This window comes from Aporhodopirellula sallentina SM41 (assembly GCF_000346505.1).
Taxonomy (GTDB): Bacteria; Planctomycetota; Planctomycetia; order Pirellulales; family Pirellulaceae; genus Rhodopirellula; species Rhodopirellula sallentina.
Genome location: NZ_ANOH01000086.1, coordinates 1 through 20776, shown reverse-complemented (window position 1 = coordinate 20776; position 20776 = coordinate 1). Strand labels below are relative to the sequence as shown.

Annotated in this window: 11 protein-coding genes and 2 pseudogenes; 9 read left to right on the top strand and 4 right to left on the bottom strand. The window is 55.6% G+C overall.

Features of this window, described 5'->3' with window-relative positions:
* Together RSSM_RS33040 and RSSM_RS04660 are read right to left on the bottom strand one after the other, a co-directional pair.
* Positions 1-693, bottom strand: a pseudogene (locus RSSM_RS33040) (hypothetical protein); the annotation flags it as partial.
* Between the two features lie 909 nt (positions 694-1602).
* Complete coding sequence (locus RSSM_RS04660) at positions 1603-2163, bottom strand: RICIN domain-containing protein (RefSeq protein WP_044301138.1); 561 nt, start codon at positions 2161-2163, stop codon at positions 1603-1605.
* A gap of 241 nt (positions 2164-2404) precedes the next feature.
* On the opposite strand from RSSM_RS04660, the gene RSSM_RS04655 reads away from it, so the two are divergent.
* Both RSSM_RS04655 and RSSM_RS04650 read left to right on the top strand, forming a co-directional pair.
* Complete coding sequence (locus tag RSSM_RS04655; protein ID WP_008675084.1) at positions 2405-3019, top strand: ECF-type sigma factor; 615 nt, start codon at positions 2405-2407, stop codon at positions 3017-3019.
* Positions 3012-5978 carry a serine/threonine-protein kinase gene (locus tag RSSM_RS04650; RefSeq protein WP_063709013.1) on the top strand — a complete coding sequence of 989 codons (2967 nt, stop codon included), beginning with the start codon at positions 3012-3014 and terminating at the stop codon, positions 5976-5978. The genes RSSM_RS04655 and RSSM_RS04650 overlap by 8 nt, the downstream gene beginning before the upstream one ends.
* Positions 5979-6079: 101 nt before the next feature.
* Here the strand turns inward: RSSM_RS04650 and RSSM_RS04645 are convergent, their stop codons facing one another.
* Positions 6080-7639 (bottom strand): glycoside hydrolase family 88 protein, encoded by a 1560-nt coding sequence (locus RSSM_RS04645; RefSeq protein ID WP_008675081.1) that lies wholly within the window; start codon positions 7637-7639, stop codon positions 6080-6082.
* A 383-nt stretch (positions 7640-8022) separates the two neighbouring features.
* Here RSSM_RS04645 and RSSM_RS04640 point away from each other — a divergent pair, with 383 nt between their 5' ends.
* Positions 8023-11013 (top strand): FG-GAP-like repeat-containing protein, encoded by a 2991-nt coding sequence (locus RSSM_RS04640; protein ID WP_236620940.1) that lies wholly within the window; start codon positions 8023-8025, stop codon positions 11011-11013.
* Positions 11014-11212: 199 nt separating this feature from the next.
* Here RSSM_RS04640 and RSSM_RS04635 read toward each other — a convergent pair whose 3' ends face one another.
* On the bottom strand, positions 11213-11401 hold the full coding sequence (locus RSSM_RS04635; RefSeq protein WP_008675078.1) for a hypothetical protein: 189 nt from the start codon (positions 11399-11401) through the stop codon (positions 11213-11215).
* A gap of 432 nt (positions 11402-11833) precedes the next feature.
* On the opposite strand from RSSM_RS04635, the gene RSSM_RS04630 reads away from it, so the two are divergent.
* The 6 genes and pseudogenes from RSSM_RS04630 to RSSM_RS04605 all read left to right on the top strand — a co-directional run.
* Positions 11834-13081, top strand: coding sequence for a DUF1559 domain-containing protein (locus tag RSSM_RS04630; RefSeq protein ID WP_008675076.1), 1248 nt, complete (start codon positions 11834-11836; stop codon positions 13079-13081).
* Positions 13082-13236: 155 nt separating this feature from the next.
* Complete coding sequence (locus RSSM_RS04625) at positions 13237-16185, top strand: FG-GAP-like repeat-containing protein (RefSeq protein ID WP_008675075.1); 2949 nt, start codon at positions 13237-13239, stop codon at positions 16183-16185.
* Positions 16186-16449: 264 nt separating this feature from the next.
* Positions 16450-16980, top strand: a complete 531-nt coding sequence (locus RSSM_RS04620; RefSeq protein ID WP_236620939.1) for a sigma-70 family RNA polymerase sigma factor — start codon at positions 16450-16452, stop codon at positions 16978-16980.
* Positions 16980-18749: a LamG domain-containing protein gene (locus tag RSSM_RS04615; RefSeq protein WP_008675072.1), complete on the top strand. Its 1770-nt coding sequence runs from the start codon at positions 16980-16982 to the stop codon at positions 18747-18749. Before RSSM_RS04620 ends, RSSM_RS04615 begins: the two co-directional genes overlap by 1 nt.
* Before the next feature lie 106 nt (positions 18750-18855).
* Positions 18856-20262, top strand: a complete 1407-nt coding sequence (locus RSSM_RS04610; RefSeq protein WP_008675071.1) for a DUF1501 domain-containing protein — start codon at positions 18856-18858, stop codon at positions 20260-20262.
* Positions 20263-20399: 137 nt separating this feature from the next.
* Positions 20400-20776: pseudogene (locus RSSM_RS04605) on the top strand (serine protease); the annotation flags it as partial.

The following is a 20776-nucleotide window of genomic DNA, read 5'->3' as shown; positions in this document are numbered from 1 at the left end:
AATGGTTGCGGACAACAGGTAGGGTTCTGAGCGTGTTCGTGTTTCGGCGCGAAGCTGCGTGATTGTTTGTTCCTGGCCATCGATGAGGACTTGTTTGGTATAAGGGACTTGGACGTCGTACATGAGTTGTTTGGTTTGCCAGATCAAACGTTCGATGGTGAGCGTGCCAACGTCGGATAGTTTTGCCAAGCAAATAACCGGTTGATGGTTTGGGGCACCGTTCGTGTTGTCCACCGTGCTCAAATGCAAATCCAGGGGTGTCGGTTTGCGTGGTGGTGCGACAGCGGGTTGGCTGGGGGGCTTTGGAAGAGACGGTACGGCCGTTCCAACGTTTGACGTTGACGTAGTGTTTCCAAACGTGGTCGTGGATGGTTTGGGTATGGCGCCGTAAATCGCTTTCCAGTGGTCCGGGTTGAATGGCGCCACCGCGCCTGGGTTTTGATTGTCCTTGGCCATCTGATAAACGTCGATCGCGGCGCTGCGTTGTGGTGTGCCGGGAGGAATCGAGAATATTCCAACGCTTTTGGCTGCGAAATTCTCGTCCGTGATTCGACCTTGGCCACGCGGCGTTTGATCGATCGCAATCGACTGGCGTGCGATGTCATAGACGACTACTTCGTAGATCACCGCTACCGGATCGCGATCCAAATCCACCGCGACCTTCTGATTCGGCTTGATCTTGAAGCGTTGCACATTTGTTGGTTGTCGGAGATCAATGATTTCAATCCACAACTCGTTGTAGTGTTGGTTGGATAGAGTAGCGTTTCCTGTTGGCAGTGGGGGCGGTACGAATTGTCCAATCCCCAGACGGTTGAATCGAGAGGGGGCGCCGGGGCCGAATGCTGGCGGACTGGACGACGGGGGATTGTAGGACGAGGGATTGGAGGACGGTGAACCGTAGGACGGTGAATTCGATGGTCGCGCGACGACTGGATTGTCGATCTTCATATCACTCCATCGCCAGGAGATGCCAGTGCCCGTATCTCGCCCGATACGTAAACGGCCCGAATCGCTGTGAGGCCAACCTAACACTTGACCAAGCGTTGAGCTGCTGTACGCATCGTATCCGACTGTGTCGTATCTGGGTTCACGTCGGTAGCGATAGATCGTGCCACCTGACAAAATGTCCAATTTGCGACTGCTGATCGTGGCCGTGGAACTGATACCAGTTTGAGGCTCGATGAGTTGAAAGACGCTCTGCGCCGTCGACACACCTTCTGATAAGAAGCTTGTTGCAACGATCGCGATCGTCGTCAGGTATCGGTACATCTCTCTGTCTCTACTTAGGGTAACAAGCGATTGAGTGAAGCTTCTTGGGCAGCGTGGAAGTCTTTTAAAGCGTCACGCTGTGTCCATGGGAACGGGGAGACGTGGGGGAACGAGGTCGATAGAAGCTGCCAAGCTAGCACGGCCGATGTCCGACCAACAACAAAAAAACGATCGATTCACCTCGTTTTGTGCTCGTTTTCTGCCCTGGTTCGGTGTTTCTTCATGAACGAAAAGAGCCGAGCGATCTCATTGAAACCCCACGGCTTTGCTGATGTTGAAACCGATGATCTCGGTTCTACGGTTGAATCATTCGAACTCTCGCCGTTGCACGGACTAGTGGGTCGGAGACAACTTGGTGAGTTTCCACAATTGACCGCTATAGTTGCCGGTCGTTCCCATGAACGGTGTGTTCTCGGTTCCTGAGTAGGTATCGAGCGAACGGCCCTTACCCAAAAACGAGTTGGTCATTCGGAAGTATCCGTTTCCGACTGGCGTCAGTTTCCAGATTTGGCCGGAGTAATTGCCGGTTGGGCCCATGAACGGTTTGTTCTCGGTTCCCGAGTAGGTGTCAAGCGACCGCCCATCGCCCAGGAAGGAGTTGGTCAGCCGATACGTACCGTTGCCCAAGGGGGTGAACTTCCATTTTTGGCCTGAGTAATTCCCGGTCTTCCCCATGAATGGTTTATTGTCGCCGTTGGAGTATGTGTCCAACGCCCGGGTTTCACCTAAAAACGAGTTGGTAAGGCGATAGTAGTAGGCAGTATCAATTTCTTCGACTCCGTGATTGGGCACGGGACGCGGTTTGGCATCGATGCCAAACCAGGCATTCGCGTGGCTGGCCATCGAGACGAGGGTTCCAGCGGCAACAAGAGCGAGGGTGATGAAGCGAGACATGGTTTCAATCCTTAATCGAAAGGGCGTTTTGACGAGCCGGGCAGCAACGTTGTGCCCGGCGACATCCATGGCTCGCAAAACTTTCCGCCGACCCGCCACGGCGTCAAAAAAATTTGCAAATGTTTTCGCCGGACACGGTCTCGGCGTACATTGCACGACGTTGATCTGGGGTGACGCCGTGGCGGGGCTGATTGTGATATACTCCCGCTTCGCACGTTCGGACGAAATTGGAGTCCGTGATATGGAACAATTTGATCAATCAGTGACTCACTGGATCGATGGCGTTCGCAGCGGCAGAGACGATGCGGCTGCGAGCCTCTGGGGTCGCTATTTCCGTCGGCTCGAAAGTCTTGCACGTCGAAAGTTTGGGTCGGCTTCGCGGCGGGTTGTTGACGAAGAAGATATCGTGTTGAGCGTGTTTGATAGCCTGTGTTCAGGTGTTCGCGAGGGGCGATTTACGCAGTTGCGAGATCGCGACGACCTCTGGCGACTGCTTATTGTGCTAACGGCCCGCAAGGCGGTCGATCAGGTTCGTCGACAAACCAGTCTGAAACGCGGAGGCGGCTTGGTTCGCGGCGCCTCGGTGTTTGCGGGCGGTGATGACAACATGCCCCAAAGTATCGAAGAGTTTGTTGCCGGAGAGCCCACGGCAGAGTTCGTCGCACTGCTCGAAGAACAGTTTGCCGGCCGTTTAGAGCAGTTAACTGAACCGGTGCAGCGGCAAATCGCCACCAAGAAATTGGAGGGTGAAAGCAACGAAGCGATTGCCCAACAGTTGGGCGTGTCTATTCGAACCGTCGAGCGGAAGTTGAACCTCATACGCTTAACGTGGTCGGCGGAGCAACGTCTTGAATGATCGCCAGCCTGCCGTGCCGATCGGGCATGATGAGATCTCGCTGCTCCAACAGATCGACACGATCTGCGACGCATTTGAAAAAGCGTTTCTGTTAGATCGAGATGCAAGGCTGGAAGACTTTCTTCCGGAATGGCCACACGGTCAACTCAGGCTGCTGCTGAAGCAGTTGTTGGAATTGGAGCTGGATCACCGTCGACAATGGGGAGATTGCCCGGAGCCTGAGTCCTACATCAGCCGGTTTCCCGACTTTGCCGAAACGATCTCTGAGGTTTTTGATCGTTGCGAATCCGATGCAAAGAAGTCCTTGTATTCGACCGTCGAAGCGGAGTCGAATACCCAAATCGAACAATTCCATTCGCCTTCGATTGGTCTGCTGCCTGGTTCTGTGATTGCAGGTCGATACCGCATTGCATCCATTCTCGGCAAGGGTGCGATGGGTGAAGTTTATCGAGCTGATGACTTAAAGTTGGGGGAGACGGTTGCACTCAAACTTCTGTCCCAGGATGTGCAAGCTCACCCGGCCCGTCTGCGGATGTTGACTAACGAAGTCCGTTTGGCCAGAACGGTTGCACACCCTAACGTTTGTCGTGTCTTTGACATCGGTCAGTCCGAAGATTCGCATTTCCTATCGATGGAATATATCGATGGTGAGGACTTGCAAAGTTTGATACGGCGGATCGGTCGGTTGCCTTTGACGAAGGTCCTCGAGTTGGCCCAGCAATTGTGCTCTGGCTTGGCGGCTGCGCATGAGAAAGGTGTCGTCCACCGGGACTTGAAACCGGCAAACGTCATGATTGACGGACAGGGATGTGCGAAGCTCACCGATTTCGGTGTGGCGCGAAAGTTCGATGGTGAGGGCGATTCGGACGGATTGATGGGAACGCCACTCTACATGGCTCCCGAACAATACTTCGAACGCCAGACCAGTCCGCAAAGTGACGTGTTTGCCTTGGGGATTATTTTTTACGAGATGTTGACCGGGCGGCACCCTCATCACGTAACCAGCAAAGACGAATTAAGACTGTGGTTGTCGGATCCTGTACCGCATGTGCAGCGAGAAACCGAGTGGGAAGAGGAAGCATTGATATGGGATACGATCCAGTGGTGCATGCAGCCCGATCCCAAACAACGTCCACCGGGCGTCGCGGCGGTGGCCCGGCGTCTGCCCGGCGGTGATCCGATCGCTCGGGCGATTGCATTGGGGACAACGCCTACCCCGCAACAAGTCGTCGCGGCGAGCAACGATCGCATGCTCGAACCCAGGCTGGCGTGGACCGTATTTGCCGTTGCGATGGTTGGGTTGCTAGTCGTGGTCGGGTTATGGACGAACTTGATCGACAAAATAGGATTGCCGGGCTCTCCGCGAGCACTTGCGAGCATGGCGATAGATTCGCTTGAGTCACTCGGCTACAACCAATCACCGGGAGACGAAGCGTTCGGATTTGAAATCGATCGCGACTATCTACATTACCTAACCAAGCATCAACAACGCTGGGATCGGGTGAAGAAGCCCAGTCCACCCGCGGTCCGTTTTTGGTATCGAAGTAGTCCCCAAGCACTGGTGCCCAGAGTGCCGGATTGGTCGGGAGAATCTTACTTAGTCGCGGACTCAGCTCGTCCCGCATTTGATACACCGGGCATGATTCGCATGAAGTCAGATTTCGAGGGGCGATTGCTCGAACTGGACGTCCTACCGACAGTCGGAATGCTGCGTGAAGGTGATCGTCGTGAAGGAGCCAGCAGCAATCACGAGTTGACCGAAGCGTGGGAGCAACGATTGCTGGACGCCGCAGGACTCTCGAATCTCTCCGACCTCACGTTGCTCGCCGGGCGTTCGCCTGAACTGTTGCCGAGCGGGTACGCCGAGCAACGGAAAGCGTGGGAACTCAAGTTCTCGGCGGATTTGCGCGAGATCGAGGAGCCGGATCTGAGGGCTGAGGCGGCTGCGGTTGGCCAGCGGCCTGTGTTCTTCCGATTGCTCGGACAGTGGGATCTTGGCGGCAGTCTTTCCGCACCCAATGCCGCCGGTTCGGGCACGCTCCGCGTGATCATCATTTTGGTCTGGTTTCCGATCCTGGTTGCCGGAGGTTCGTTTTTCGCTTGGAGGAATATTTGTCGCGGCCGCAGTGATCTTCGCACCGCGAAACGAATCGCACGGATCATGTTCGCTGTCGCACTGGTTGTGTGCTTGTTGAAAGACAGCCACGTGTTTTCGGCGCTCGAATTCGATATGCTGCTCGCGACGCTCGCGGCGGCACTGATGGTGATGGCTTTTGTTTGGTGTTCCTATGTCGCTTTGGAACCGGATACACGACGTCTCTGGCCGAGAACCTTAATCGGATGGAGTCGGTTGATGATGGGCAACTATCGAGATCCCGTTGTGGGGCGTGACTTGTTGGTCGGCGCTGCGGCAGGCGTGTTGGTGGGGCTCATGAAGTTGCTTAACTCGTTGCTGCCGCTTTGGGCGGGCGAGGTTTCTGATTCGTTTGCGACGATCATCAATTTTAGTCCGTTGATGGGCATGCGGGTCACGTTGGCGGAGATGATCGCGGCCGCAGGTTTTGGCGTTTTGTATAGCTTCTTCACGCAGTTGTTGTTTTTGATGTTGCTGCGTGTTGTTTTGCGAACCAACCTGCGAGCTGGTGTCGCATATGTCGTATTTATGTCGCTATTGGTCGCATCACGGCACCATCAGTTTTGGCTAACAATGGCATTCACGGGCGTCGAAATGACGCTCACGGTGACCTTGTTCATGAGGTTCGGGTTGTTGGCGGTTGCTGTCATGCATTTCGTACGTTTGTTGTTGAAATGGCCGATGACGGTTGACCTTTCGTGGTGGGGTGCTGACGCGGGCTTGTTTGCGGTCATCGCTATCGCGCTTTTGACATCGCTCGGCTTGTATCTGGTTTTGGCTACGCCCACGTCGGCACTGACATCTGCCGATTCTCGATCGGGATAGTGTTTGGTTTGACCTCGAAATTGGGGTGTTGCTAAAATTGTCGCCCGCTTGTTTTGCGAGCGGATACACCCCATTTTGCGACCCGGTTTATTTCGGGGCGGTTATTCTTTTCCTAAAGCAGCAATGAGCTGTGCGGTGAGTCCCATGCCGACCGGGAAGATGACGCGGCGGTTGCTTTGGGCTTCGGGCGACCGGTTGCTCGGAGTGCTGTGGGCGAGCAGGCCATCGGCGGTGAGGAAATTGGTCAATCCATGTTTGGTTTTCAGCGCCGCGGTACGTGCCCGTTCCGGCAAGACGCCTGTTTTGGCACCGATCGCGAGTGCGGCGGCGATTCCCGATGAACCTGAGGTGTCGACGGTTTGCGAAGGCTGGTCAAAGAGGTTCCGCCATAAGCCGTTGTCTTGTTGATGTTGTATTACCCAATCCATTGTGCGGATGGCTTCGGCACGAAGGTCGCTCGTGTCGACTGAGTCGGGAGCCTCGGCGATACCGCGAATCAAACCCAGGAAATACCATGTCACGCCACGCGCCCAATTCTTCATCGTCCGCCGACCGTTGGAGTTTCTTAGCCAAATGTTCTGGTCTTCGTCAACGAGCAATTGTTTGCGAATCCGATACTGATCGAGAGCGATGGAAATCAGTTGAGGGTCGCTGCGAAGTCGACCGACCCGCATCAACGGGTAGCCCACCGTGTAAGAACCCTCGGCGCTGCACAGCCCACCGTCTTGGACGCATCCCTCGGCGAAACCCGGCGGGCGACGGTGGTTTTTCCAAAACGCGATGGCAAGATCGACAGCCGGGTGATTGGGATGCGTTTGAGCAATTGCGGCAAACGGAAGCGTGTCTTCGATACCAAAGATCCGATCGTCGCACGGGCAACTCTTGGGATCCTCATAGATCAGTCGGTCACCACGTAGATACAGACTCATTCGATTTGAATAGCCATTCGCGAAGGCGTCACTGTGGGTCGCTTGCGCTAAATCCCAAACACCGTCGAGCAATGCTCCTTCCATCCATCCAAAAGGTTGAACCGTGTCGACTCCTTCGAGCCGTTTGTTGTATTCCGCCCACCGGTCTGTCTCCCCTGCGACCATTAGATGGGGCTGCAGCAAGGTAGGGATGGCGACCGCGTGGGGTGGCACAGGATTGGTCGTGGACGGATTGGTAGGTGATGAGTCTGACGCGGGACCGAACAAATGAAACGGCGCCTCACCGATGGTCCGCGTGATGACGATGCCGTGTTGGAGCACCTGTTGGGCTTGGTCTCGAGTCAGCGGCAGTTCACCCATTTGGAAGACAGGTGCGAAGTTAAAGTTGAATTGACCGAGAGGTTTCGCTTCACCAGGCAGGCTGACCTCCAACAAGAGTGGTTTGCGGGAGTCGAGTGCCGTTGTCAGACGCAGGCGAATGGTGTCGCCAGGTGGAAGGCGCTGTGGAGACCACCGCACATGCGAGGCAATCCCGTCGCGAGCAGACGCGATCGGAAGAGACGGCCACCCAAACGGGATTCGTTTGTCACTGGGGACAGCCAGATTGGGAGAGTTTTGAGACACGGCTGCGATGTGGATCGCAGTGGAGGAGTCCGATTGCGCAATCGCAGTGGAACTGAACAAAACGCACGCAGTCGAGACAAACACAAATGTCAAGTGGCGAATGATCATGAGAGATTCCGTGGGGAGGGACGTCGTCGGATTGCCCGCGATGATGTCAATCGATGGGTGGCCCGAATTTATACATCCTTGATGCGCTGTGTTACACGTGAACAGAATGTTTGATGAACAGGGATCGCAATGATCGTGATCGGATTCGCAGAGGTGCTGTGATGTTTTGTTTTGCAAAATGGGATATACGTCAGTGAGTTTGAATCGTCGTATCGTCTACAGTAGGCTTCTTCACTCGTCGTTGTATGTTTCAACCTCCGTCTGAGCGATCGATCGGTATGTCGTCCGAAATCTTCTGACGATGTTTTCAGGCTTGGGTTACTTCACGCATTGCTTTCTACATTAAGAATCGACTTGCTATGGAAATCATTTGGTACCGAAGAATGTTTCCAATCGGATCATGTCTCGTGGTGCTCTGCGTGTTGAGTGCGATGACCGGTTGTGGTGACGAGTCGGCGCGCGAGAGCACGAGTGTTGGTGTGGAAACGAAAGAGGTCTCGTCGCTGGATTCCATGCGTGCAGCGATCCGGTCAGGGGACTGGAAGACGGCCGATCAATTTTCGGAAGCCGTGTTGATCTCGCATTCCGATGACCCTGAGGTTTTATCTCAGGTCGCCCGCGTGGCTCACGAGAACAAGCGTCCGGACGCGGCGATCGGTTTGCTCGTCGATGCGGCGCAGGTGGGCGAGTTGGCTGACGTCGCTGCGGTTCGTCGCGCGGTTACCGGATTGATTTCGGTGGGACGTGTCTTCGACGCGATGGAATTGCTCGCTGAAGCGGTCAAAAGGCATCCTGATCAAAACGAATCGCGCCGATGGTTGTTTGATTTCTTGGTCATTTTTGAACGACACACCGAGGCGGTGCCTCACGGGCGTGAGTTGGTGCGACGAAGAAAATTTGATGCCGAGCTGCTGATCGAACTGAGTAACACCGAAAAACGTGACCTTGAAAACGACTCGCTCGATCAGATGGTGGAACGAAATCCAGATGACAAGCGACCGTTGATCGGAGCTGCGAAAAAGCTATTCGATCAAGGGAAATTGGTGGGATCCGAAGCCATGCTTCGCGAAATATTGGACGTGCATCCTCTGTATCTGCCGGCACAGTTGTTACGGGGGCGGACGCTCGCGGATTTGGGGCGGTTTGACGAATTGGAGGAGTGGTCTGAGGCGATTTCTGGTTTGAGGGGGCACGATGCGGAGTGGATGTATTGGTCCGTGCAGGGAGACTGGGCACGTTTTGCGGGCGATTACGCGGGTGCTGCACGGGCGTACTGGGAAGCGACCAGGCGCAACGCGGATGTGGCGTTGGTATGGGCGAAACTTGCGTCCACCCTTCGCCAAATGCCGGAGACGGACGGCAATGACACGTCCGCGACGCAGATGGAGACGACGATCGATGCCGCTCAGCGGCGAGCCAACCGGTTGAGCCAAGCGATCCAGGCGAAGAAGCGTTTTGATCGAGCGGGCCGGGACTCGCGAGTGGAAGCAGCCAATGTTGCGAGTACTTTGTTCTCGCTAGGGCGTCCTTGGGAAGCGGAAGCGTGGGCGGCGATCGCATTGGGGTTTCCGGCTTCGGCTGATGAACCAGAGGTGGATGTGAATGCGATACGACAAAAGATCGTTAAATCACTGCGACGTGATACTCCATGGCAGGTCATCGACGAGCGTACCGAGTTGGCCTGCGACCTCAGTCATCTTCCCAAGCCTAAACATGGTTCGTCTGGTTCGGTGTTAGCCGCGAAGTCTGCACCGCCGGTAACGGTCGCGTCGGTCATGCCGACGCTGCAAAACGAGGCTGTCGAGCGTGGGTTGAAGTTCTTTGGACGAACGCGAGATGATTTGGACCAACCGGGCATTCCGATCTATGCCGAGTTGGGGTGCGGCGGTGGTGCCATTGATTTTGATTTGGACGGTTGGTGTGATTTGTACTTGTCCGCTGCCGGTGGCACGCCGCCACATCGCGATTCAAGTCCCAATGCGTTGTGGCGTAACCTCAATGGCCGATTGATTGATATCGGATCACAATCGGGAACCACCGATATGGGGTTTGGACAGGGCGTCGCCGTTGGTGATTTGAACGAAGATGGTTTTCCTGATCTGCTGGTTTTGAACTACGGGGAGAACGTTGTTTACATCAACAATGGTGATGGAACGTTCTCGGATGCGACTGCGGATTTGATGCCAGGCCCTCTTTCGCGATGGTCATCGAGCGGGGCGATTGCGGATGTCGATGGTGACGGTTTGTCCGACATCGTTGTTCTTAACTACTGTGCGGGGCTCGATCCCGTGACCGACTCATGTGTCGATGAAGCGAAAGGGATTCACAAATCATGTGCACCGATCTATTTCTCGGCGGAAGCGGACAACCTCTTTCACAATCGTGGCGACGGCACGTTCACCGATGTGACCGAAGATTGGGGGTTCGAGCCTGCGATTTTGGGGCGCGGATTGGGTGTGGTTGTGTCGTCTTTGGATGGCAGTCCTGGGTTGGATATTTTCGTAGCCAACGACATGAGCAACAATCACTACTACAGCCGGATCTCTTCTGATTCCATGCGGTTGGTTGAGTCTGGTATTTCGCGTGGTTTGGCGACCGATGACCGCTCGAACCCGCAGGCGTCGATGGGAATCGCTACCGCAGACATGGACCGTGATGGCGATTTGGACATCTACATCACCAATTTTGAAGACGAATACAACACGTTCCATCAGCAAAACGGCAGCGGCTTTTGGCTCGACCGAACGCTGCAGCAGAACCTTTCCGAAGCCGCGTTTCCGATGGTCGGATTTGGCAGCGAGGCCGTCGATTTTGATAACGACGGTTTGTTAGAGTTGGTTGTCGCCAACGGACACGTTGACTTTCCCGCTTCGGAAAGTGAATCGGAGTACCTGCAACCGATGCAGGTCTACTACCAAGATACCGATGGTCGGTTTTCAATTTTTGATACGGCACGTTCCGGCAGGTATCTGTCTGCGAATCACTCTGGTCGGGCGTTGTGGACGATCGATATTGATCGCAATGGGAAAGTCGATCTCGTCGTCACTCACCAAACCGAACCGGTCGCGTTGCTGGTTAATCAAACTGAAACCGATCACCACCGGATCGCTTTCCGGTTGGTGGGACGCTCCGTCTCGAGAGACGCGATCGGCGCGGTTGTGGTTGTCGAACAAGAAGATCACCGATGGACCGGTGTCGTGTCGGCGGGCGACGGCTATCTGTGCAGCAACGAGAGAGTCGTCCGATTTGGACTAGGCGCTAACAAAATGCCTGTCACCGTGAACATCACATGGCCGGACGGCAGTGAACAGAGAATGGACCAGGTCGCGGTGGATCGCGAGTGGACCATCGTGCAGGGACAGGAGCCCTTTTAGCCTTGTCGGTGATTGTCTCGTGATGCGACACTTTCCGAGCAGCGGCTTTCGTTGGTGAGATAGCAATGACAACACGGAACCCGTGCTGATTCACCCGTGCAGGCCGGATGCTATTGGTAGGTAGGTTCCGGCGTCGACGATCCCCCAGTGCCGCGTCGCTAACGCGACACTGGACATGCTTTCGAGTGCGTCGTCCAGTTCACTCTTTCATGATTTCTTTTTCAACCTCTTTCATATTGCGTTGGGACATTTGTTGCTCAGCGATGATCGCTTCGTAATTGGCAATGCCTTCTGGGTCGCTGGCACCGATTACGGCGGGCTCACTCGAACCGCATCCGGTAACGGCAAACCCAGCGACGAGGAGAGAGAGAATGGCGAGAGTTTTCATAGCAGCACCTTTTGAAAATGAAGTTAGAAACGGGGCCCGATTCGAGAATGATCGTCCACGGCGGTGCCGGAAACTCCGCGAGGAGTGCGGTACCCACCTGCCCGTGGAGCGTGGAAGCGGGTTCAATCAAGTAGGAACGCAGGCAATGCACCTGTTTCCACCATCGCTAATGCCTCTGGATGAAGTGTTGTTCCGCAGAAAATGGCGGCTTTTTGCTGAATCGTTGAAAATACGGGCGTATCGAATTTTCTCAAATATTTCACCCATTATGCGTGATCTGAGCGGCAGGGGCGCCATCAAAATAAGCACGCGGGTCTCCCCTTAGGGGATGATTATGAGGCTGTGTTCCACTTACGGTGGTTTGGCGGCAGTTTTAACAGGCTCGCGTGCGGCGTTTCGAATTTTTCACGCACTCTGTTTCGGTCCAACGACATGTTTAGAAATTCCAAATGGAAGCCACGCGGCTTCACTCTCGTCGAGCTGCTGGTGGTGATCGCGATCATCGGGGTTTTAGTCGGGCTCCTGTTGCCTGCAGTTCAGGCTGCTCGCGAGGCGGCCCGGAGGATGAGCTGCAGTAACAACTTCAAGCAGATCGGGCTCGCGATTCACAATTACCACAGTGCATACGACCAGTTGCCGATCCAAGGGACCGGGACTCAGTCCGCGACCGATCACTGGTACTGGGGTGACAAGGACGATGGCAATCTGCATCGTCTCAGTTTTCTCGTCGGTGCCACGCCGTTCATTGAGCAGCAGGCACTGTGGGAGCAAATTAGCAATCCGATGATCGGCCGAACCGACGGGACGACCGACGATCCCGGTGGAACGACGCCATGGCCTGCGTTTGGGCCGACACCGGAAGAGATTCAGTACATCCCGTGGTCCACGGAACTGCCTGCGTTCCGTTGCCCGAGTGATCCTGGGACGGGACTGCCGGCATTGGGGCGGACCAACTACGCCGCTTGCATGGGTGACTCGATCGCTTGGTCCGCACGTGGCTATCTGGATATCCGCGGTGAGCGTGGTCCAAAGTATCAAACGGGCGATCATTACAGTTCGCGGACCCGTGCGGGATGCCGAGGGGCGTTCGTGACGCTGAAGAAAACTCAGTTCCGGGACATTCTCGATGGTCTCGCCAACACGGTCGCGGGCGGTGAAATCGCGACGGATCTAGGGGACAACGATGTTCGTACGAGTTTGCCGAAAGCCGCCGGATCGGTCACCGCCGAAGCGACGGTCATTGCGAATCCGTCTGCTTGCCTCGATGACACGACGCCGTTGATCGATCCACAGCGTCCTAGCTTCTGGAGTTCAGGAATACCGATGGGCTCTATCGCAGCGGCGCGAGGGTACCACTGGGCGGATGCGTTGCCGACGTATTCCGGGGTCTTCACCATCCTTCCGCCAAACCGAGAGAACTGCACATGGCAAAAGGATCAGCCATCATGGCACAGTGGTGTGTTGGGTGTATCGAGCCGTCACCAAGGCGGTGCCCATGTGCTGATGGCCGACGGTGCGGTGAAGTTCATCACCGATTCGATTGATGCCGGCGATTCGCGAGCGGGCATGGTGGAGTATGGCAAGAGCGGCACGCAGGCGCCAGGTTCCAAGAGCCCCTATGGGTTGTGGGGCTCGCTCGGAACGAGGGCTTCCAACGAAGTGATCGAAGGCGAGTTTTAGCGGAGGCTGATTCGATCGATCCGCGAAACGCGAAACGAAAAGCCTTCGGTGCGATCGAAGGCTCCGTAAACCGCCATCACCTTCACTCCCGTTTTTGGGTGTGGAGGTGTTGTGCGGTTGTGTGCGTTTTGTCCGGGTGCGGGGGTGATCCGAAGGTGGCTGATGTGCCCGTTCAGGAAAAGCCCCTTCAGGAAACGCCCGTTCAGAAAATTCCTGAGCAACCGGTCGTCGTTTGGCGTTCTCCGGCGGAGCAACGCAGTGTGGCGATCGTGAATGCTGAAAAACTGATGGCGGAAGGAGACTTCGCCAAGGCATCTGAATCGTTGCAGAATTGGTTGGTGATCGAACCGGATGACCACGAAGTTTTGTTCCGTCTGGCGAACGTTCACGCGGCGGGCGGGAACCTTGAGAGGGCAATCGAACTGCTCGGTGATATTCCGCGAGACCATCCTGAAGCTGGTTTGCCCGCGTTGGGGCAGTCTGCGGATTGGTGTGTTCGGTTGCAGCGGTATGACGAAGCCGAGCAACGTTACCGCGAGCTTATCAAGAGAGTGCCAAACGCGGTTCCTCCTCGTCGACAACTCGCCTATCTGTTGAATCGGCAAGGTCGACGGCACGAGGCGGCGGAGCAAATTGTTGAACTATGTCGTCGTGGAGACGTTCACCAGGATGAGCTTCATGCGTTGGTCATCCTGACTGATGCGATGTACGACGATCCCTCACGCGCCGACGAACTCGAGCCTGGGACGCTGCCTTATTGGCCGATCGGAAGGTCAGGTGAAGCGCGAAGGCAGTTCGCGTTGCAAAGGTACGATGATGTCATTGAGACGTTGCACGAGGCCGTTGATTCGGGAGAGATTGTTCCTGCTGCGAGCGCTTTGTACGGCCGGGCGGTTGCCGAGGCTCAGGACGATGCTCGGTTTCAATGGTGGTTGGCGCGAATCGACCCGGCAACGCGAGAGTTTGCCGACTACTGGGCTGCGATCGGTGCCTACGAGTCGCGGCACCGGCGATATCCCGAGGCGGTTCGTGCCTTGGCGGAAGCCGTCTGGCGAGACCCGACGGATTTCATTTCGATCGGTCGACTCCGGCAACCGTTGATCGCGTTGGAGCATGTCGAGATTGCGGATCGTTGGAATTCGCGATGGTCGGCGCTTCAGGATGCGATGAAGTTTAACAACCAAATCGCAGAATCGGATGAACCGAATGTGGATGCGATTGCTGGCCTTGCTGAATCTCTGGCGAGGCTCGATCGTCCGCTCGAGGCGGTGCTTTGGAAGATTCTCGAAGCGGGATATCGAGACGCGCCCGCGGAAGAGGTCGCCAGGCTCAACGCCGAACGTCGTAGGCTCGTCTCGAGGGAACTCGGAGCGACGGGAAGAGATCGTCCGCAAAACGGTGAGCGTTTGTGCGGATTGGAATTGGACGACTTTCCGATGCCATCGATCAACTCGGAGGCTGTGGATGATCTAGACATCCAGGTTGACTCGCAGGCTGAAGGTCGAGTTATGGATGTGAGATTTGTCAACGTCGCTGAGCGCACGGGGCTGGACCACACCTATGAAGTCGCAGACACCCCGGTCATCCAACAGTTTTCGATCCACCAAACGCTCGGCGGTGGTGTGGCGGTGATCGATTTCGATCTGGACGGTGCAGTCGATTTGGCGTTCGCGCAAGGGGGCGCCGATCCGCCGGCCGAACAAAGTGACCGGTCGAATCTGTTCATTCGCAACGTGGATCAATCCTGGGTCGACGTGACCGGTGAGACCGGCACACGAGAAACGCAGTACAGTTTGGGCATGACCAGTGGCGATTGGAATCAAGATGGCTTTCCCGACCTGGTCGTATCCAATATCGGTGCCGACACTTTGTTTATTAACAACGGAGATGGCTCCTTCGAGCGTAACGAGTTGTCGAATCCTGCCAATTTCGCTCGGGTGCCTTCGTCCATCGCGATGGCCGATTTGAGCGGGGATGATCTGCCCGATCTCTTTCAATGTGTCTATGTGGACGATCCTGAAATCAACCGAAAGCCGCCGTTGGACGGGTCGGGGCGTGTCGTCGCCGCGGTATCACCCGGCGAGTATCACGTCGGCGCGGACACGGTGATTGTCAACGACGGTGAAGGTGGATTTTGTTCGGAACCGTTTCGTCGTGATAACCGTGAACAGGGTTACGCGTTGGGCGTCGTGATCGCCGATCTCGATGGTGTTGCCGGCAATGAGGTGTTCGTGGGTAACGACTTGACGCCGAACCAGCTTTGGACACGCGATCACGCCGGTCAGGTTTGGCGTGACGTTGCGACGATGAAGGGGTGTGCGTTTGATGGCAGCGGTGTGGCAACGGGATCGATGGGCATTGCGATCGGTGACTTCGATTCGAACGGGGCGACGGATATTCACATCAGCAATTACGAGAATCAGAGTTCGAGTTTGTTCTTATCGGATCAAGACGCGTATCAAGATCGCAGTGTTGCGTTCGGCCTTGCTGGTCCGACTCGCCGCATGGTGGGGTTTGGCAGTCAGGCGATTGATTTTGATAATGACGCCGACCTCGACCTGGTGGTGGCAAACGGGCATCTCGATGATTCGACGGAGATTCGCGTTCCCTTTCTTCAGCCAACGCAGTTGTTAGCGAATTCCGGTGCAGGGTTTTCGCTGGTTGAGATGAGCCGAGATGCTGAATATTGGCAGGCGAGTTACCTGGGGCGCGGTTTGGCACGGTTGGATTTCGATCGAGACGGAAGAAATGATTTCGTCGTCACGCACACCGGGCAACCGTCGGCATTGCTGGTCAATGAGACTCCGACGAAGAACCATTGGCTGCAGGTTCAATTGGTTGGGACAGAGTCCGAACGCGATGCGATTGGATCCAGGGTCACGGTGAAATGGGGCAACCGAGAGGCCGTGCAGTGCGTCGCGTCGGGAGATGGCTATCTGAGTCGCAATGAAAACGTCGTCTCGTTTGGGTTAGGGACGGCGATCGGCCCGCTGCAGGTTCTGATTCGATGGCCGGACGGGCGGCAGCAAGTGCATCATGATGTCAACGTCGACCAGCGGGTGTTGGTGGTCGAAAATGAGTCTGAGTATTTCAAGTTGTGGTAAGCGGCGAGATAGGGAAGCAGACAGACAGGCAGGAAGGCAGGGAGATGGTGCGGCAATTTGGTGTGTCCCCCATTTATTGATCGGTACGCGTGTCCAGTGTTGTTTCGTGCCAGAGCATTCTTTTCTCTAAGAGACGCGACTTTTGGTGAAAGAATCAGCCGTTGTTGTCCAATTTCGGTGTGATGATGCGTTCTGTCGCGCCATGTGCCTACTACGAGCAAAACCGCATTTCATTCTTGGTTGCGAAATTGCTGGAGAAAAATGATGCAGGTAAACACAAATAACAATCCCGTTCCTGATGCGTTCGTTCGCGAACTCACTCGGTCGCAAAACCGACTTTACGGGTTCGTGCGGTGTTTGCTGTTTGATCCCAAAGACATCGATGATGTCTTGCAAGACGTGAATGTCGTCTTGCTGCGCAAGCATGATGAATTCGAGATGGGCACCAATTTTTGGGCGTGGGCCTCAACGATCGCGAGGTTCCAGGTCCTGACCTATTGCAAACGCCTTGGGCGAGAACGATTGGTTTTTGATGATTCGCTTTTGGAGTTGATTGCGTTGGATGTGCAGCAGATGGACAGTGAGATTGACGACCGCATGGAGGTGTTGCAGGGGTGCATGGAGAAATTGCCGACGCCGCAACGTCAGCTATTGAGCATGCGTTACGAGCCGGACTCGTCGCTGAAGTTAATCGCCGAGTCGCTCGATCGAACCGTCGGGTCGGTGCGGCAGGCTTTGTTCCGAATTCGTGAGTCATTGCTCGGTTGCGTCCAGCAAAAACTAAAGGCGTCGTAATGGATCATCAAAACGAGTCCACGCAGTCATCGCTGCATTCGATACGTCGGGATCGCGAGTTCATCGAACTGTTGTCGACGGCGATCGACGGAACGTTGAGCGATGATGAGTTTGCCGCGCTGCAGCAGCGACTAAAGGAAGATCGGGAGGCGAGGCGGCATTACATCCGGCATCGTCTTTTGGAGGCTGGTGTCGCGAGAGAAGTTTCGGTCGATGCGGTCGGCGGAATGGTGGATCAGATCGGCCATGCCTCCGACGTCAAACCGGTCGATCCCGATTCCTCGGTTCGGCTGGCGGAACGCCTCGCTCGCTCGAGCGACGATGAATGGTCGTGCACGTTGGCCGACCGTCAGCGTTCGCGAACGGCGTCATGGATCATTCGGTATGCGGCGGTAGTGGTTCCATGGGTGATGTTGGTCGGTGGGTGTCTCGCTGTGCTGATAGGGCAGCGGCCGAATTTTTGGATGGATGGCGAGGCGGTTGTTCTTTCATCGCAGTTGCAGGTGGCCCAAGTTGATCATGTCAACGCCGAAGTCACGGCGATGTTGGTCGATGAAGCGGGGGCTAAGTTTGCCGGTGATCGTTCCACGGACGATGTCATCTTCAATCCTGGCGATTATGAATTGTTGGAGGGAACCGTTCACCTGCGGTTTGCCAGCGGTGTGGATTTGGTGATGCAGGCGCCGGCCAAGTTGGCGATTGACGATCTGCTGCACGCTCGGTTGGCGTATGGAGCGGTCCGCGCGATTGTTCCTCCTTCGGCGGTCGGCTTTACCATCAAAACGACCGACGTGAACTTCGAAGACGTGGGGACCGAATTCGGGCTGAACGTTTCGAAGAAGACCGGGGAAAGCACGATGCAGGTGTTCGACGGTCAGGTCAACGTTCGTGAAGCCAAAAACAACGGGTTGATGAAGAGCGTCTATGAGGGCGATTGGGTTCGGTATTCCGGTGGCAAGGCAAAGCCCGGTGAGGAGCCTGCTGCGGAACAATTTCCGTCGCCTGGCGAAATCGGTTTTCTGCGTTGGAAAACGGTGCGGAGACGACATGTCGATGACCCGAGCCTGATCGGTTGGTTTCCGTTTACGAGGCAAGACGATTCCAAATTGTTGGTCAACGCGGCAGGCAATGCGTTGGTGACCCCGGGGCAAATCTCTGGGCCGCGTTGGGTGTCGGGACGCTGGCCCGGGAAAGATGCTTTGTTGTTCGATCGCGATACGGATTTTGTTGAGTTCGAGATTCCGGGAACCTACGAGGAAATGACGATCGCCGTTTGGATCCAGGTGGATCGGCTCGATCGGGAAATGATTTCCATCTGCAATAGCAATGGTGGCGAAAACGGCGTGCTTCACTTTCAAATGAACCGTTTTGGCTTGCCTCGTGGGGGCATCATGGGTGCCCGACGAGATGAACTCCGCTGGGTCGGTGATCCAGTACCCGTTGGGAAATGGGTTCACGTTTTGTCGGTTACGTCGGTTCCGGAAAAACGCAGTGACATCTACGTAAACGGTGAGAAGGTGACACAAAGCGTGCTCCGCGAAAATGAGTATCCGATCAAACCCGGTGTCTGCCGCCTGGGCAATTGGGTGCCGTTCGCACAGTTCTCTGAACGTCCACCCCGTGCGCTCCGAGGCCGAATGGATGAGGTTGCGATTTGGAAGCGTGCCCTTAGCGATGAAGAAATCTCGACGCTCGTGGACGAAGGGCGTCCGAGTTTAGTCTGGTCACGTGAAAACCCGCCTCTCGAACACCCCCTACCTAAACCATGATTTCATTACCCAAACCATGATTTCGGGCTGAGTCCCACCTGATACCTGCCTCGCCTTACTCCCACCTCAATCCTGCCTTCCTCCCGCCCGCCCAAGGAAATTTAGAATGTCGCGTCAAAACAGATCGACCGATGCGCCCAATCGGTATGGCTGCAAGGGCTTCCGATCGATGCTCAACCGCCGCGCCGCCATTCAAGCCGGTGTCTGTGGTGGGCTTTCATTGTCTCTCGGCGATATGCTCCGTTTGCAGTCGCAAGGCGGTGAAGCGTTCAGCATGACCGAGGGAAAAACGTTAAAGAATCCCAAAGCTCTCAGTGTGATTCAGTTACACCTCGGCGGTGGCGCTCCCCAGCACGAATCGTTTGATCCTAAGCCGGAATCGCCGGTCGAATATCGTGGTGCGTTTGGTGTTACCAAAACGAACACCGGAGAAATCTTCAGCGAAAACTTCCCGACCACGGCGGCGATCGCCGACAAACTGACCGTTGTTCGCAGCATGGTCGGCAAAATCCCCGATCACGCTACCGCGACCTATCATCTCTTCACAGGGTACACGCCGACCGCAGTGATTGATTTCCCGCAAATGGGTTCGATCGTCTCTCATGAGTTAGGCAAACGCGGCGATCTCCCACCGTATGTCGCGATCCCAAACAATCATAGCTTTGCCGGCGGAACGGGATTCCTCAGCAGCACGCACGGACCGTTTGAACTGAACGCGGATCCGGCGGAGAGAAACTATAAGGTCAAAGACTTCTCGGTCCCCGAAGGCGTTTCGATGGATCGTTTCAGTCGACGCAAAACGGCTCGAGAGATCATCGAGCAGAAGATTCGACGCTTGGAAGCGGATCGGACCACGCTCGATACGATGGATGATTTCTATCAGCAGGCCTACACACTGTTGACGTCGAAAGAGTCGCAGGCGGCCTTTGCCCTTGATGGCGAAACCGAAGAGACCTTTCAACTCTATGGCCGTGATGTCGTCGGATTGAGAGGACCGGACCGTCGTTTTCATCCCAAGGGACTCGCCGAAAAGATGATTGTCGCTCGGCGGTTGGTCGAATCCGGTGTGCGGTTTGTGACGGTCACCTACGGGGCATGGGATTCTCACGTTGATGTGGAACGAGCATGCCTGGATCAGATGCCGGCTCTCGATCATGCGATCTCTGGGTTGATTACCGATTTGGATCAACGGGGATTGCTGGATTCCACGATTTTTTGGGTGACGTCTGAGTTCGGACGGACGCCGAAGATCAACAACACGAGCGGCAGGGATCACTGGGCTAGGAATTATTCCATGTTGATCGCCGGTGGTGGTTTCTCGCGCGGTTTGATTTACGGGGCAAGTGATTCGATCGGAGGCGAACCGGCGCGTGACGCGGTGCCGCTCGAGAACCTAATGCACACCATTTATCATCAACTCGGTATTGATGCGAGCAAGGAGTTGTTGGCCTTCGGAACGCGTCCGATCGAAATCATCAAGGGCGGCGAGTTGGTCAACGGGTTGTTGAGTTGACCAGCCGATCCATTTTCTCGCGTCCCATTTCAGAAGCTTTATCGTTCCCCCGCCTCCCCACCAAATTCACTATGCACGTGCGCATTTCTGTCACTGTGTTGTCGCTGTGTGCTTTGACCAACGTTTGTGTTGGTGCGATGACCAAGAGCATTGAGACCGTCCGCCCGAGAATCGCACAACGTGGAACGACCATTGAGGTCACCATTGGCGGCGTGTCGTTGGCCGACCCTCAAGAGATCATCTTTTATCAACCAGGCATCCGCGCGATCGGTCTGCGGACTGCCGAGGAGCCGCCTCGGAAACGTAGTCTGATGCACGGAGGAGCGGTGAAAGAAGCGGTGGTTTGCCAGTTCGAAATCGCCCCGGATTGCCCGCCGGGGGAGCACGCATTTCGATTGAGAACGTCGACGGAATTGACCCAAATTGCGACATTCCATGTCACTCCGTTCCCGGTCATGGACGAGAACGAGGAGGGACACAACAACAATGACACCATGGAGAATGCGCTCGATGT

Bases quoted from the DNA above. Each gene is read 5' to 3' on its own strand.
- RSSM_RS04640 (WP_236620940.1), top strand. From the start codon at position 8,023: ATGTTTCCAATCGGATCATGTCTCGTGGTGCTCTGCGTGTTGAGTGCG.
- RSSM_RS04655 (WP_008675084.1), top strand. From the start codon at position 2,405: ATGGAACAATTTGATCAATCAGTGACTCACTGGATCGATGGCGTTCGC.
- RSSM_RS04635 (WP_008675078.1), bottom strand. From the start codon at position 11,401: ATGAAAACTCTCGCCATTCTCTCTCTCCTCGTCGCTGGGTTTGCCGTT.
- RSSM_RS04620 (WP_236620939.1), top strand. From the start codon at position 16,450: ATGCAGGTAAACACAAATAACAATCCCGTTCCTGATGCGTTCGTTCGC.
- RSSM_RS04660 (WP_044301138.1), bottom strand. From the start codon at position 2,163: ATGTCTCGCTTCATCACCCTCGCTCTTGTTGCCGCTGGAACCCTCGTC.
- RSSM_RS04610 (WP_008675071.1), top strand. From the start codon at position 18,856: ATGTCGCGTCAAAACAGATCGACCGATGCGCCCAATCGGTATGGCTGC.
- RSSM_RS04630 (WP_008675076.1), top strand. From the start codon at position 11,834: ATGTTTAGAAATTCCAAATGGAAGCCACGCGGCTTCACTCTCGTCGAG.
- RSSM_RS04615 (WP_008675072.1), top strand. From the start codon at position 16,980: ATGGATCATCAAAACGAGTCCACGCAGTCATCGCTGCATTCGATACGT.
- RSSM_RS04645 (WP_008675081.1), bottom strand. From the start codon at position 7,639: ATGATCATTCGCCACTTGACATTTGTGTTTGTCTCGACTGCGTGCGTT.